Source organism: Actinosynnema sp., assembly GCF_052038725.1.
This window is the reverse complement of sequence record NZ_JBQGCX010000349.1, coordinates 1-13864: the sequence shown is the minus strand read 5'-3', so window position 1 is coordinate 13864 and position 13864 is coordinate 1. Positions and strand designations below refer to the sequence as shown.

The 13864-nt window shown below is 73.7% G+C and carries 13 protein-coding genes; 4 read left to right on the top strand and 9 right to left on the bottom strand.

Annotation, left to right across the window (positions count from 1 at the left end; translation table 11 throughout):
- Positions 1-65 precede the first annotated feature (65 nt).
- The gene (locus tag ACTUAL_RS06950; protein WP_096491117.1) at positions 66-647 is read right to left on the bottom strand and encodes a GNAT family N-acetyltransferase; all 582 of its coding nucleotides are present in this window, start codon (positions 645-647) and stop codon (positions 66-68) included.
- 91 nt (positions 648-738) lie between these two features.
- On the opposite strand from ACTUAL_RS06950, the gene ACTUAL_RS06945 reads away from it, so the two are divergent.
- On the top strand, positions 739-1461 hold the full coding sequence (locus ACTUAL_RS06945) for an oxidoreductase (protein ID WP_096491118.1): 723 nt from the start codon (positions 739-741) through the stop codon (positions 1459-1461).
- 4 nt (positions 1462-1465) lie between these two features.
- On the opposite strand, the gene kynU is transcribed toward ACTUAL_RS06945, so the two are convergent.
- Both kynU and ACTUAL_RS06935 read right to left on the bottom strand, forming a co-directional pair.
- Positions 1466-2587, bottom strand: a complete 1122-nt coding sequence (gene kynU / locus ACTUAL_RS06940; RefSeq protein WP_440899671.1) for a kynureninase — start codon at positions 2585-2587, stop codon at positions 1466-1468.
- Positions 2584-3405: a tryptophan 2,3-dioxygenase gene (locus tag ACTUAL_RS06935; protein WP_012782898.1), complete on the bottom strand. Its 822-nt coding sequence runs from the start codon at positions 3403-3405 to the stop codon at positions 2584-2586. Before ACTUAL_RS06935 ends, kynU begins: the two co-directional genes overlap by 4 nt.
- A 34-nt stretch (positions 3406-3439) precedes the next feature.
- Here ACTUAL_RS06935 and ACTUAL_RS06930 point away from each other — a divergent pair, with 34 nt between their 5' ends.
- The gene (locus tag ACTUAL_RS06930) at positions 3440-3961 is read left to right on the top strand and encodes an Lrp/AsnC family transcriptional regulator (protein WP_440899670.1); all 522 of its coding nucleotides are present in this window, start codon (positions 3440-3442) and stop codon (positions 3959-3961) included.
- On the opposite strand, the gene ACTUAL_RS06925 is transcribed toward ACTUAL_RS06930, so the two are convergent.
- The 3 genes from ACTUAL_RS06925 to ACTUAL_RS06915 form a co-directional block, all read right to left on the bottom strand.
- The gene (locus ACTUAL_RS06925) at positions 3930-4856 is read right to left on the bottom strand and encodes an N-acetylmuramic acid 6-phosphate etherase (RefSeq protein WP_096491120.1); all 927 of its coding nucleotides are present in this window, start codon (positions 4854-4856) and stop codon (positions 3930-3932) included. The two genes, ACTUAL_RS06930 and ACTUAL_RS06925, sit on opposite strands and share 32 nt — an antisense overlap.
- Positions 4853-5767 carry a MurR/RpiR family transcriptional regulator gene (locus ACTUAL_RS06920; protein WP_012782901.1) on the bottom strand — a complete coding sequence of 305 codons (915 nt, stop codon included), beginning with the start codon at positions 5765-5767 and terminating at the stop codon, positions 4853-4855. Before ACTUAL_RS06920 ends, ACTUAL_RS06925 begins: the two co-directional genes overlap by 4 nt.
- Before the next feature lie 110 nt (positions 5768-5877).
- Positions 5878-7464: a serine hydrolase domain-containing protein gene (locus ACTUAL_RS06915; protein ID WP_440899669.1), complete on the bottom strand. Its 1587-nt coding sequence runs from the start codon at positions 7462-7464 to the stop codon at positions 5878-5880.
- Positions 7465-7474: 10 nt separating this feature from the next.
- Here ACTUAL_RS06915 and ACTUAL_RS06910 point away from each other — a divergent pair, with 10 nt between their 5' ends.
- Positions 7475-7936, top strand: a complete 462-nt coding sequence (locus ACTUAL_RS06910) for a hypothetical protein (protein ID WP_440899668.1) — start codon at positions 7475-7477, stop codon at positions 7934-7936.
- Here ACTUAL_RS06910 and ACTUAL_RS06905 read toward each other — a convergent pair.
- The 3 genes from ACTUAL_RS06905 to ACTUAL_RS06895 form a co-directional block, all read right to left on the bottom strand.
- Entirely contained in the window at positions 7927-9135 is a 1209-nt protein-coding gene (locus ACTUAL_RS06905; RefSeq protein ID WP_440899667.1) for an exo-beta-N-acetylmuramidase NamZ family protein, read from the bottom strand. The genes ACTUAL_RS06910 and ACTUAL_RS06905 overlap by 10 nt on opposite strands.
- A 350-nt stretch (positions 9136-9485) precedes the next feature.
- The gene (locus ACTUAL_RS06900) at positions 9486-11228 is read right to left on the bottom strand and encodes a glycoside hydrolase family 3 protein (protein WP_440899666.1); all 1743 of its coding nucleotides are present in this window, start codon (positions 11226-11228) and stop codon (positions 9486-9488) included.
- Positions 11229-11826: 598 nt separating this feature from the next.
- Positions 11827-12639, bottom strand: a complete 813-nt coding sequence (locus ACTUAL_RS06895; protein WP_096491124.1) for an HAD-IB family hydrolase — start codon at positions 12637-12639, stop codon at positions 11827-11829.
- Between the two features lie 459 nt (positions 12640-13098).
- Between ACTUAL_RS06895 and ssd the strand changes: the two genes are divergently transcribed.
- Positions 13099-13864 (top strand): septum site-determining protein Ssd (gene ssd, locus ACTUAL_RS06890; protein WP_440899665.1); only part of this gene is annotated, 766 nt, incomplete at its 3' end.

The window sequence follows — 13864 nt, the reverse complement described above, 5'->3', positions numbered from 1 at the left end:
AATGACACCTCAATTGCGACCAGCGGTAAGGGCGGGTGACCCCGCTCACACCCGGTGGTGGTCGATCACTCGGCCAGTCGTGCCACGAGCCGGTCACGCACGCCGGGCCACTCCGGGGCCGTCACCGAGAACACCACCGTGTCCCGGACGGTGCCGTCCGGCCTGATCCGGTGCGCCCGCAGCACCCCCTCGCGGGTCGCGCCGAGCCGGGCGATGGCCCGCTGCGAGCGCTCGTTGCGGACGTCGGTGTGCCAGCCCACCCGCAGCGCGCCCAGCTCGTCGAACGCGCGCGTGAGCAGGAGCAGCTTCGCGGCCGTGTTCAGCGGGGTGCGCTGCCAGGGCGCGCCGATCCAGGTGTGGCCGATGCACAGGTTCCGGTGCGCGGGGTCGACCTCGTAGTACGAGGTGGTGCCCACGACCTCGCCGGTGGCCGGGTCGACCTGCGCCCACGGCGCCCGGTCCGGGTCGGCCAGCGCCCGGTCCACGAACGCCGCCATCGCGGGCAGGTCGGTCGGCTGGCGGCTGCTCAGCCAGGTCCACACGCCGGGGTCCGCGCCCGCCTTGAGCAGTCCGGGGGCGTGGTCCGGGGTCAGCGGCTCCAGCCGGACGTGGGGATCGCTGAGCACGGGGCGGTCGAACCAGGTCATGCCGTGACGTTAAGTCGACATGTGGACTTCCAGAACGACCACTGCGGGAGAAAGTCCGGGAGGCCACTTACCGGCGGGTACCGTACCCCGCGTGACCGATCCGCTCGCACCGCTGCTGGACCTGCCCGGCGTCGCCGACGCGGTCGCCTCCGCCCGCGACGCCGTGTTCCGGGTGCACCGGCACCGCGTCAACCTGCGCGGCTGGGCCACCACGGCGGCCGAGGCCTCGGTGCGCGCGGCCAGGGCGTCCGCCGCGCTCGACGGCGGCCCCACCACGATCCCCGAGGACGGCGAGGTCACCGACCCCGTGCTCGCGGGCGCGCTGCGCGTCGCCGAGTCGCTGGGCGTGGTCTTCCCGACCTGGCAGCGCGCCCCGCTCCAGGCGCTGGCCAAGCTGCACGTCCTCGCCGCCGCCGACCTGGGGACCGAGCTGGGCAGGCCCCGGCTGGTGCCCGGCGTCGCCGAGCGGCTCGACCTGCTGGCGGGCCTGGTCACCGGCGGCACGTCCGCCCCCGGCCCGCTCGTGGTGGCCGTGGTGCACGGCGAGCTGATGGCCCTGACCCCGTTCGACACCGCCAACGGCGTGGTCGCCCGCGCGGCGTCCCGGCTGGCCTCCATCGCGACCGGGCTCGACCCGAAGGGCCTCGGCGTGCCCGAGGTGTGGTGCCTGCGCAGGCGCTCCGAGTACGACGCGGCCCTGCACGGGTTCTCCACCGGCGAGCCCGATGGCGTCGCCCGGTGGATCACCTTCAGCTGCGCCGCGCTGGAAGCGGGCGCCCGCGAGGCCCAGAGCATCGCGGACGCCGCGGCCTAGCTCCTCAGAGCAGCTCTGCCAGCGCCTTCGCCGCCCGCTCCGCCTCCTCGAACGTGTTGTACAGCGGCGCGAAGCCGAACCGCAGCACGTCCGGCGGCCGGTGGTCGCCGATCACCCCGCCCGCGATCAGCTCGGCCATCAGCCGCGCCGCCTCCGGGTGCCGCAGCGACACCTGGTGGCCGCGCCCCTCGTCGGCGGGCGTGATCACCTCGACGCCCGGCAGGTCCCGCACCAGCTCCATGAACCGCGCCGTCAGCGCCAGCCCCCTGGCCCGCACGTCCGCCAGCTCCACCCCGTCCCACACGTCCAGCGCGGCGTCCAGCGCCAGCATCGACAGGATGTCCGGCGTGCCCGCCCGCGCCCGCGCGATCCCGGCGTCCGGGGTGTACTCGGCGGCCATCGCGAACGGCTCCCGGTGCCCGGTCCAGCCGGTCAGCGGCTGCCGGAACCCCGGCTGCGCCGCGCTCGGCACGTACAGGAACGCGGGGGAGCCGGGGCCGCCGTTGAGGAACTTGTAGGTGCAGCCCACCGCCAGGTCCACGCCCAGCGCGTCCAGCTCGATCGGCAGCACGCCGACGCTGTGGCACAGGTCCCAGACGACCTTCGCGCCCACCTCGTGCGCCCGCTCGGTCAGCGCGGCCATGTCCAGCAGCCGCCCGGTCCGGTAGTCGACGTGGTTGAGCAGCACCACCGCCGTGCGCTCGTCCAGCCGCAGGTCGTCCGGGTCGGCCGGGCGCAGTGACAGCCCGGTCAGCTCGGCCGCCGACGCGGCGATGTAGCCGTCGGTCGGGAACGTGCCCGCGTCCACCACGATCTCGGCCCGGTCGGCGCCCCGCACCGCGCCCACCAGCGCCTTGAACAGGTTCACGCTGGTCGAGTCGCCCACCACGACCTGCCCCGGCGCGGCCCCCACGAGCCGCCCGATCCGGTCGCCGATCCGCTGCGGGGCCTCCCACCAGCCCTCGGACCAGGAGCGGATCAGCCTGCGGCCCCACTGCCTGCGGACCACGTCGTCCAGCCGCTCGGCCACCGCCTTCGGCGGCGCGCCCAGCGAGTTGCCGTCCAGGTACACCACGTCGTCGGCCAGGTCGAACAGCTCCCTGACGTGGGCGAGCGGGTCGGTCACACGTAGCTCCTCGCGGTCCACAGCTCCGGGAACACGGCCCGGCGCACGCGCTTCTCCAGCCACGCCACGCCCGCCGACCCGCCGGTGCCCACCTTGGACCCCATCGAGCGCCGCGTCGCGAGCAGGTGGTCGTGCCGCCAGCGGGAGAACTCCTCGGCCACGTCGGTCAGCGCCTCGCCCAGCTCCAGCAGGTCCCTCGGGCCCTCCCGGTAGACGTGCGCCCACACCGCCTCCACCCGCTCGTCCGGCGCGTACGCCTCGGCGAAGTCGCGCTTGAGCAGCTCGTCCGGCACGTCCAGCCCCCGCCGGTGCAGCGCCGCGAGCACGTCGTCGTACAGGCTCGGCTCGCTCAGCAGCGCCTCCAGCGCGTCGTGCTGCGCGGGCGCCGAGCGGTGCGGCACCAGCATCGACCGGGACTTCTCGCCCAGCAGGAACTCCACCTCGCGGTAGCGGCCGGACTGGAAACCCGAGCCCTCGCCGAGGGCGTCCCGGAACGAGTTGAACTCGCCCGGCGTCATCCGAGCGATCGGCCGCCACGCCGCGTTCAGCGCCTGCATGTGCAGCTCGCTGCGGCGCAGCGTGCGCACCGCCGCGGTCACGTCGTCCGCCCGCAGCTCCTTCTGCGCCTGCCGCCACTCGAAGCACAGCAGGCCGAAGTACAGCTCCATCACCTGGGTCGTCACCAGGAACGACATCTCGCGCGGGTCGTCGGACGCCTGCCGCTGCAACGTGTGCAGGACGGAGGCGCGCACGTAGTCCTCGTACGGCGTGGTCCCGCCGAAGTCCAGCTTCGGGGCGACCGGGCACACCTGTTCCATGCGTCAATGATGGAGCGGCTTTCCGCTCACCGGAATGGGCGTCGGCCAGCCCGCGTCGGGTTTCTTCTCAGGTTCGGAAAGCGTTCGGCGCGCTAGCTTGTCGTTCGTGAGAACGGACCTCGACGCGGTCGACTGGGCGCTGGTCGAAGCCCTCCAGGCCGATGCCCGGCTGTCCTACAACGAGCTGGCCCGCAAGGTCGGCGTGTCCCCGCCCACGGTGGCGCAGCGGGTGCGCAGGCTGGAGAACGCGGGCGTGATCACCGGCTACCGCGCGGTGGTCGACCCCACGGCGGTCGGCCGCTCGGTGATCGCCCTGGTGCGGATGAAGTGCTACGGGCCCCGGTGCATCACCGTGCACCCCGAGCTGCTCGACGACTGCCCCGAGGTGGTGGAGGTGGTGCGGCTGACCGGGGACATCTGCTCGGTGGTCAAGGTCGTCACGACCTCGGTCAGCGAGCTGGAGCGGCTGCTCGTGCGCCTGGGCGGGCACGGCGAGACGTCCAGCGCGATGGTGCTGTCGACGCCTATCCCGTGGCGCCCGCTGACAGCCGGGTGAGCGCCTGCCGCACGTGCCCGCCGGTCGCGGTCAGCGCCTCGGCCGCGTCCGGCGCGGGAGAACCGGACAGCAGGTGCACCAGCGCGACCTTGAGGTCGTCGCCCGCCTCCGTGAGCGCGTCGGTGCACTCCCGCTCGTCCAGACCGGTCGCCTCGCTCAGGATGCGCACGGTCCGGCCGCGCAGCTTCGCGTTCGTGGCCCGCACCGACACCATCAGGTTCGAGTAGGTGCGGCCCATCCGCACCATCACGGCCGTGGAGAACGCGGTCAGCACCAGCTTCTGCGAGCTGCCCGCCTTCATCCTGGTCGAGCCCGCGATCGCCTCCGGGCCGGTGTCCACGGTGATCAGCACGTCCACCGGGGCGGGCGGCGCGCTCGGGTTGTTCGACACCAGCGCGGTGCGGGCGCCCAGTTCGTGGGCGGCGGCCAGCGCGCCGAGCACGAACGGGGTGCGGCCGGACGCGGTCACCCCGAGCACGAGGTCGCCCGGTTCGGCGTGCGCGCGGATGCGCTCGGCGCCCGTGGCGGCCTGGTCCTCGGCGTTCTCCACGGCCCGCACCAGCGCCTCCGCGCCGCCCGCGTGGTGGGCGACGAACCAGTCCGGCGGGGTGTTGAACGTGGGCGGCAGCTCGGCCGCGTCCAGCGTGGCGAGCCTGCCGGACGTGCCCGCGCCCACGTAGTGCACCCGGCCGCCGCCGAGCAGCGCGGCCACCGCGAGGTCGGCCGCGCGGGCCAGCTCGGGCAGCACGGCGGCGACCGCGTCCGGGACGCCCCGGTCCTCGGAGTTGATCATCCGCAGGACGTCCAGCGTGGACATCCGGTCGATCTCCCCGGTGCGCGGGTTGCGCGCCTCGGTCGGGGACTCCACCCGCACCACGTCGCTCCGCGCGGTCATCTCCCGGCCTCCCGCCGCCTCCTGCCGTCCGGGCGGGCGCCCAGCCGGTGTCCCGCGACCGCGTCGTAGGTCGCCTCCAGCGCGCTCGTCGCGCTCTCCACGTGGTGCTGCGCGACCCCGATGAACAGGCAGTCGACCACGGTCAGCTGGGCGATGCGGCTGGCCATCGCGCCCGAGCGGAACGTGGTCTCGCGGGCCGCCGTGGTCAGCACGTGGTCGGCGACCTCGCTGATGGGGGAGCGCGGGAAGTTCGTCAGCGCCACCGTGGTCGCGCCGCGCTCGCGCGCCACCCGCAGCGCCTCGACCGTCTCGGTGGTGGAGCCGGTGTGCGAGATGCCCACGGCCACGTCCGCGCCGGTCAGCACGGCGGCCGAGGTGAGCGCGATGTGCGTGTCGTTCCAGGCGAAGCAGGTGCGGCCGATGCGGTGCAGCTTCTGCTGGAGGTCGAAGGCGACGAACGCGCTCGCGCCGAAGCCGTAGACGTCGACCCGGCCCGCACGCGCCACCGCGTCCACCACGGCCTGCAGGGTGTCGACGTTCAGCTGCTCGGCGGTCTCCTCCACGGCGCGGGCGTCGGCGAACGCGACCTTGCCGACCACCTGCCGCAGGTCGTCGCCGGGGCCGATGTCACCGCCGAGGTCCCGGTCGGTGCGGGCGGCGGTGCGCGCGGTGTCGGCGGCCAGCGCGATCCGCAGCTCCGGGTAGCCGCCGACGCCGATCGCCTTGCAGAACCGCGTCACGGTGGTCTCGCTGGTGCCCGCGGACTCGGCCACCTCGGTGATGCTGCGGTGCGCCACGGTCGCCGGGTTGTCGAGCACGACCTTGGCCACCCGCTGCTCCGCCCTGGCCAGGCCGGGGAGCAGGGAGCGGATCTTCACGAGTGGACTGGCGTCGGTGTTCTCGGTGGACACGTGGGAAACTTACTAACCGCATCACGGGCGGTCAACGCAAGTTGCGGGTAACCGCCCTGATCGATAAGAGCCGTTCACCCCCCTTTGTCGGAGGGAAGCCGTTTCCGTTACTAACGGTCCACGGGGCGCCACCCGGAGGCCGTCACCTCGCCCGTTCCGCGCTCGCCGTCCAGCAGCACCCGGCGGCCCGCGACCACCTCGATCGCGTCCACGTACCCGCCCCGCGCGCCGTTCGCGCCGACCCCCGAGCGCACCCACCGCGCGGCCGTGCCGGTCATGGGCAGCTCGATCCGCTCCCACGCGCGCGTCCCGGCCCCGGTGAGCACCCGCAGGTCCCGCCAGCCCGAGCCGTCGAACTCCTGCACGGCGACCGACTCGCCCGCGTCCAGGTCGGTGAACGCGCTGAACCGCAGCACTTTCGGCCCGTCGGGCAGGGCCTTGGTGGTCAGCGTCCCGCCGGGGTCGCCGCGCCACGCCGACCGCCCGCGCACCGGCCCGACCGCGAGCGCCTCGGCCAGCCCGGACGCCACGGCCCGGCGGGCCGGGTTGATCGAGCCGCGGTCGCGGCTCGGGTGCACCCGGTTGGTGAGCAGCAGCGCGATCGACCGGGACGCCGGGTCCAGCACCATCGTGGTGCCGGTGAACCCGGTGTGGCCCGCCGTGCGCGGGGCGGACAGGGCGCCCATGTACCAGCGGGTGTCCAGCTCGAACCCGAGGCCGTGCGCGTTGCCGGGGAACTCGGGCGTCAGGTTGGTGAGCATCCCGGTGACCGACTCCTCGCTGAGGATGCGCCTGCCCCCGTAAGCCCCGCCGTTCAGGATCGCCTGGCCGAGCACGGCCAGCTCGCGGGCCGTGGAGAACACGCCCGCGTGCCCGGCGACGCCGCCCAGCGACCAGGCGTTCTCGTCGTGCACCGAGCCCCGGACGACCCCGCGCGGCGGGGAGGCCTGGAACTCGGTGGCGGCGATCCGGTCGAGCTTCTCCGGCGGCGGGTTGTAACCGGTGTCGACCAGCCCCAGCGGCTCGGTGATCGTCTCGCGCACCAGGGCGTCCAACGGCATCCCGGACACCCGCTCCACCAGCACGCCCAGCGTGATGAGGTTCAGGTCCGAGTACAGGTAGTTCGCGCCAGGCGCGCTGGTGGGCGCGACGTCCATGACCGCCTTGATCCGCGAGTCCCGATCCGGCCACCCCGACCACAGCGGCAGCCACGCGGCCAGCCCGGAGGTGTGCGTGAGCAGCTGCCGAACCGTGATGGCCCCCTTGCCCGCCGCGGCGAACTCCGGCAGGTACTCGGCAACCGGCCGCTCGATCCCGACCCGCCCCAGTTCCGCCTGCCGCACCACCACGATCGAGGTGAACAGCTTCGAGATCGAGGCCAAGTCGAAGATCGTGTCCAGCGCCGCGGGAACCCGCTCGTCCACGGGCAGTTCGCTGCCCCCGTCCGCGTGCCTGACCGCCCACCCGACGGCTTCGTGCCCGACGACCACCCCGTCGTGCGCCATCAGCGTGACCGCACCGGGGAACAGCGGAGCCGCCCCACCGGTGAACCCCCGCACCACTCCCAACGCCCGCCCAACAGGAACCGGGTCCACCCCGACGAGCTCAGGAGCCCCAGCCCGCAACACCGTCCCCGCAGCCGCGAACCCCGCCCGCGGCTGGTCGAACCGGGCACGCGGAACAGTCTCGGCGCTCACCGGCGCCAGGGTGCCCAACAGCAACGCGGTCGTGGCCAGCAGGGCAGGCAACCGCACCCCGAACGTGCCCAACGGCCCGAACCGCCGCGACGCGCCCTCGCCCCGCAAGCCGCGCCACCGCACCACCACCGCGCCCAGCCGGCCAGGCAGGCGCAACACAGCGCTGCCGCTGCCGCTGCCATTGCCGGTGGTGTTGGTGTTGGTAGTGCCGGTGGTAGTGCCAGTGGCGGTACTGGCACTGGCGCTGTTGGCACTGGCCGTGCTGGTACCGGCCGTGTTGGCACCGCTGGCGTTCACCTTGGCTGTGTTGGCACTGGCACTGTTGGCGTTGGCACTGCTGGCGTCGGCGTCGGCGTCGGCGTCGGTGGCGTTGCTGGTGTTGGTGTTGGTATTGCTCAGCCGTGCGGTCGGGTGTGGTGCGGCCGTTGCCAGGTGGGTGGGCAGGCGCATCGCGGGTCCCCTCTACCGGTAGCGCAGGTGGCGGCGGCGCCTCGTGCGGAACGTGGACAGCTCGTCCGACCAGGCGCCCACGACCTCGTCGGCGCCCGCGCCCGCGTCGACCATGCGGCGCAACCGGTCCGAGCCGCTCAGCTTGTCAATCCAGTTATCCAGCCGCCAGGCGAAGACGACTGGGTAGCGGGAGCGGGCCACCACGATCATCTCCACGGCGGTGCGGATCGCGTCGAACCCGCCCGGATCGGTGACCTGCAGCGCGACCCCGGAGCACGCGGTGTTCGCGAACTTGCCGAACCACGGCGTGAAGTGCGCCTCCCGGAACCGCACCCCCGGCAGGCCGCGCGCGTTCAGGTCCTCGGCCCAGCGCCAGTCCAGCCCCGGCGCGCCGATCGTCTCGAACGGCCGAGTCGTGCCCCGCCCCTCCGAGAAGACCAGCCCCTCGAACAGGCAGGTTCCGGGGTAGACGAGCGCGGTGTCGCGGGTCGGCACGTTCGGGCTCGGCGGCACCCACGGCAGCCCGGTGTCCAACCGCGACCGGCGCCACCCCCGAACCTCGACCACCCGCAGGTCCGCCACCGCGCCACCGTCCGACGGCAGGAACTCGGCGTTGAAGAACCCGGCCAGCTCGCCCACCGTCATCCCGTGCTGCTGCACGATCGGCTTGCGCCCCACCCCGGTCGCGTAAGCGGGGTCGAGCTGCGGCCCGTGCGCCTCCCCGCCCACCGGGTTGGGCCGGTCGAGCACGGTGAACCGCGCGCCGACGCGGGCCGCCGCCTGCATCGCCGTGTACATGGACCAGATGTAGGTGTAGAACCGGGCGCCGATGTCGGCGATGTCGAACACCACGTGCTCGACCCCCGCCTTGGTGAGCAGCCCGGCGAGCTTCGCGGCGTCCGCGCCGTACGCGTCGTACACCGGGATGCTCGTGCGCGGATCCAGGTAGTCGCCCTCGGAACCACCGGCCTGAGCCGTGCCCCGAAACCCGTGCTCGGGCCCGAACACGGCCACCGGCGGCACACCCGCCGCGACCATCGAGTCCACGACGTGCGTCTGGTCGACCAGCACACCGGTCGGATTGGTCAACACCCCAACCCGCCGCCCAGCCAACTCACGCCACCCCAGCGCGGCCCACTGCTCCGCCCCGGTCCGCACCACCCCGCTCTGCTCACCACCGCCCTGACCGACGCCGCCCTGACCGCCGTCCTCCGCCCCCACACCCCCCTGAGCCAGACCACTCTGAGCCAGACCACCCGCCCCCGCACGGCCGAACTCCACGCCACCCGGTTCCGCACCCGCCCCACTCGACGCGGCCCCGCCGAACACCGCCGTGCCCACCCCAACCGCCCCGGCGGCCAGGAAGCGCCTCCGCTCCACGAGTCCCCCTCAGCTCACCGCCCGGACCCCGCTCACCAACCCCACCAACCCGTTCACCACCACCACCACCGGCCTCCGATCACCGGCCCCACCAGCCCACTCGCCAACGCCGGCGCTAGTCCCCGACTACCGACCGCACCAGCCTGTTCACCAGTGCCACCGGTCTCCGGTCACCGGTCCCGTCAGCCCGCTCACCAGCTCAACCCGTGCCCTAACGGGTAAGCCACCGGCCCCGGCACGTCCACCGGGAGCCGACCGCCTGGCCGGACCTCCCCGCTCAGCACCCGCGCCACCGATTCCATCGCCACCGCCCCGTACGAGTAGGTCGCGAGCCACGCCTGCGCGTTCGAGTGCCCCACGTCGTACGGGTTCTGCACCGCCACCGCCACCACCGGTTTCCCGCTCGCCACGAGCCGGTCCACCAGCGCGCGCTGCGCGGGTTGCCTGGACAGCGCGTTGGTCAGCACCACCACCGCGCCCACCCCGCCCGCCGAGGACACCGCCCCGGCGATCTGCTGCTCGTTCGGCGCCGACCCGGTCACCACGACCTGGGTCGTCGCCCCGCGCGCCCGGAGCCGCTCGGCCAGCGCCGCCGTCGTCGCCTCGCCCCAGCCCGTCACCAGCACCGACCCCGGCAGCCGCCCGGCCCGCACCACACCCGCGTCGTCCCGCACCACCGTCACCGCCCGGTCCGCGACCTCCTGCGCCTGCGCGAGCCGGTCCGGCGTGCCCACCACCGGGTTCGGCGGCACCGGCAACACCGGCAGCGCGCCGCGCAGGAACTTCATCCGCAGCACCCGCAGCACGCTCTGGTCGATCCGCCGCTCCGACAGCTCGCCCGCGCGCACCGCCGCCACCACGGCGTCGATCGCCTCGCCCAGCTTCACCGGCATCAGCAGCTGGTCGACCCCGGCCTTGAGCGCCAGCACCGGGATCTCCGCGTCGGTGTGCAGCTGCCGCACGCCCGCCATCGCCAGCGAGTCGGTGATCACCACGCCGTCGTAGCCCAGCTCCTCGCGCAGCAGCCCGGTCACCACCGGCTTGGACAGCGTCGCGGGCTCCCCCGACGGGTCGATCGCGGGCATCCGGATGTGCGCGGTCATGATCGAGTCGACGCCCGCCGCGATCGCCGCCCGGAACGGCTTCGCGTCCACCTCGCGCCACTGCTCCACGGTGCGGTCCACGGTCGGCAGGCTGGTGTGGCTGTCGTCGGCCGTGTCGCCGTGGCCGGGGAAGTGCTTGGCCGCCGCCGACACCGCCGACCGCGACAGGTGCCGCTGCTGGTAGCCGCGCACCTGCGCCGCCACCATCGTGGCCGCCAGGTCCGGGTCCGAGGAGAACGACCGCACCCCGATCACCGGGTTCGCCGGGTTGGAGTTCACGTCCGCGTCCGGCGCGAAGTTCTGCGTGATGCCCAGCGCCCGCAGCTCGCGCGCGGTCACCGACGCCGCCCGCTCGGCCGCCCGCTCGTCCCGGCCCGCGCCCAGCGCCATGCTGCCGGGGAACTGGGTCAGCGGCGGCCCGATCCTGGTCACGATGCCCATCTCCTGGTCGGTGGAGATGGTCAGCGGGACGCGCGAGGCCTGCTGCAGGCCGTTGGACAGCGCGGCGATCTGCGGGGGCGTGTCGATGTTGTCGTAGCTGGAGTTGTTGAAGTAGATGACGCCGCCGGGGCGGTACCTGGCCACCACCTGGGCCGGGGTGTCGACGCCGAAGTCCCGCAGGTTGCCGGGGTGGACCTCGTCGGCGGACTGCCCGTGCACGTAGGTGACGAACAGCTGGCCGACCTTCTCCTCCAGCGACATGCCGCGCACCAGCGAGGTCACCGACTGCGGCGCGGGCGGTTCGGGTCGCGCGGCGTGCGCGCTCGGGAGGGCTGCGGTCGACGACGCGACCACGGCCGCGGTCAGGAGGGTGCGGCTGAGGCGGTGCACGGTGGCCTCCCCACTTCGGAAATCTCCCACGTCCTGGTCACCTGTCCCGGAAGTTACCCACGTCACGGAGGTGGGTCAACGAATGGCGTTGCGTGACCATCGTCCGGCGGCGGACCGGTTGTTCGGGAGCCCCCTGGGGTCGCCACGTTCGGGTGAACTTCGTGCTGGGCCATCCGCAGTGCCCCCCGTGGTGCCCTCCGCAGTGCCCTCCGCAGGACCGTCCACCGAACCGTCCCCGACGCGCAAAAAAGCGGGACCCCGTGCTCCAGCACGGGGTCCCGCTCAACGGCGCGGGCTGTCGAGTTACCAAGCGTGCAACTCGTGTCGTATCACCCTGGTCCTCGGCGTCCGGCGTCCCGGTACGCAGGCCCTAGACGACAAGCCTCCCGCGGCGTGCTGCGCGTGGGTGCTCGAAGTCCGCGCACGGAGCTCCGCCGGGGTGAGCAGGGCTTCTCTTCCGCCCCGCCCCTGGCCGACCCGAGGTCCGCACTTCCTTTCTAGTGCGTGTCGGCCGTCACATCAAGGGCTCGATGGGGTGCACCGCTCCAGTCGCGGAGCGTGTCCGGTCGACTTCGCCGCCGCCGCGGGGTAGTGCGGATCAGCTCCGCCGCCGCCTGCGCAGCCCGTACCAGGCGGCGCCCGCGGCGACCGTCGCGCCCAGCCCGATCGCGGTCACCGCCACCGCCGCGCCGGACGGCCGGGGGATGCGCGCCCGCAGCGACACCGGGTCCGTGAACGCCAGCACCGGCCACCCGCGCTGGGTCGCGGCCTTGCGCAGCCCCCGGTCCGGGTTGACCGCCGTCGGGTGCCCGACCGCCTCCAGCAGCGGCAGGTCGCTCACCGAGTCCGAGTAGGCGTGGCAGCGCTCCAGGTCGTAGCCGCGCTCCGCGGCGAGCTGCTTGACCATGACGGCCTTGTTCTCGCCCGCGCAGTAGAAGTCCACCTCGCCGGAGTACCGGCCGGAGGACGTCACCATCCGGGTGCCCACGCTCAGGTCGGCGCCGACCATCTGGGCGATCGGGGACACCAGCTCCTCGCCGGACGCGGACACCACGACCACGTCGTGCCCCTGCGCCTTGTGGTCGGAGATGAGCTGCGTCGCCTCCTTGTAGACGAGCGGGTCGACGATGTCGTGCAGCGTCTCCTCCACGATCGAGCGGACCTGCTCCACGTCCCAGCCGGAGCAGAGCGCGGTGATGTGGGAGCGCATCCGGTCCATCTGGTCGTCGTCGGCGCCCGCGAGCATGAAGACGAACTGCGCGTAGGCGCTCTTGAGCACCGCCCGGCGGTTGATCAAGCCCTCCTGGAAGAAGGGCCTGCTGAACGCGAGGGTGCTCGACTTGGCGATGACGGTCTTGTCCAGGTCGAAGAACGCGGCGACTCGGGTGCCCTCGGCGGCTGGATCGGTCACGGGGGCCAGCTTAGGGGTGGTCGCCCGCCGCCGAATGGAGGCCGCTGTTCGGCGTTTTACGAACCGAGTGTGGTGCGGTCTCCCGAAATTTCTGCGTCCCTCTCTCGGAAGACACGCATGACTGACGTCTGTGGGGATACAGTAGAGCGGTCCGGCTCGACCGGACAGGTTCAGTCCGACCCCCCGGGACTGAACCAATGACGACCCCCGTCCCTCCCCCCTGGCGGGGGTCGTCCCATGTCCGGGGTCAGGTGGCCGCCTCCGCGAACCTGATCTCCTCCCGGTTCTCCCGCGCTTCCCCGGCCTCCCGCCGCGCGCGCTCGCGCGCCCACGTCGCGGTACACCCCGGCGGCTTCTCCCGCACGTGAGCGGCGCGAGTTGTCCACAGGCCGTCCGGTTGTCCACATGTTGATCATGCGCCCGTTGTGTCCTCGCTCACCGGGGACGACCGTTCTCCACGTGGGCTTCGACGAGAGCGGGGAGCGGGACGTGGGGCGATCGGTGGTCCTGGTGGACGGGGCGGAGCTGCTGGACGAGGTGCTGCGGCTGGCGGCCGTCGCCGAGTGCGAGCTGGAGCGGGTGGTGGACGTGACCGCCCTGCGCGGCCGGTGGCACGACGCGCCGGTGGTGCTGCTGGACGAGCGCGCGGTGGTGGCGTGCGCTGCGGCTGGGCTGCCGCGCAGACCGGGGGTCCTGCTGGTGTCGACCGGTCCGCCGGGCGAGCTGACCTGGCCCAGGGCGGTCGAGCTGGGCGTGGAGCGGGCGGTGTCGGCGGACGCCGGGCTGGTGGCGCTGCTGCGCGACGCGACCGAGGTGGCGCCGGAGGCCGGGCGGGTGCTGGCCGTGCTCGGCGGCCGGGGCGGTGCGGGCGCGTCGGTGCTCGCGGCGGCCGTGGCCAGGGCCGTCGCCGCCTCGGGCGGTCCGTCGCTGCTGGTCGACTGCGACCCGCTGGGCGGCGGCCTCGACCTCGCGCTGGGCGCCGAGACCACCGCGGGGATGCGCTGGTCCGACCTCGACCTGTCCGGCCGGGTCCCGGCCGCCGCGCTGCGCCAGGTGCTGCCCGCGTGCGGCGGGGTGCGGGTGCTGTCCTGCGGCCGGGACGGCGAGGGGCCGGGCGCGGGCGCGGTGGCGTCCGTGGTCGAGGCGGGCCGCAGGTCGGGGCAGGTGGTGGTGTGCGACCTGCCCCGCCAGCGGACCCCGGCGGCGGACGCGGCCCTGGACCGCG

Excerpts from the sequence above, each read along its gene's own strand:
- ACTUAL_RS06950 (WP_096491117.1), bottom strand. The coding sequence starts at position 647 with ATGACCTGGTTCGACCGCCCCGTGCTCAGCGATCCCCACGTCCGGCTG.
- ACTUAL_RS06935 (WP_012782898.1), bottom strand. The coding sequence starts at position 3,405 with ATGGAACAGGTGTGCCCGGTCGCCCCGAAGCTGGACTTCGGCGGGACC.
- ACTUAL_RS06930 (WP_440899670.1), top strand. The coding sequence starts at position 3,440 with ATGGGCGTCGGCCAGCCCGCGTCGGGTTTCTTCTCAGGTTCGGAAAGC.
- ACTUAL_RS06925 (WP_096491120.1), bottom strand. The coding sequence starts at position 4,856 with ATGACCGCGCGGAGCGACGTGGTGCGGGTGGAGTCCCCGACCGAGGCG.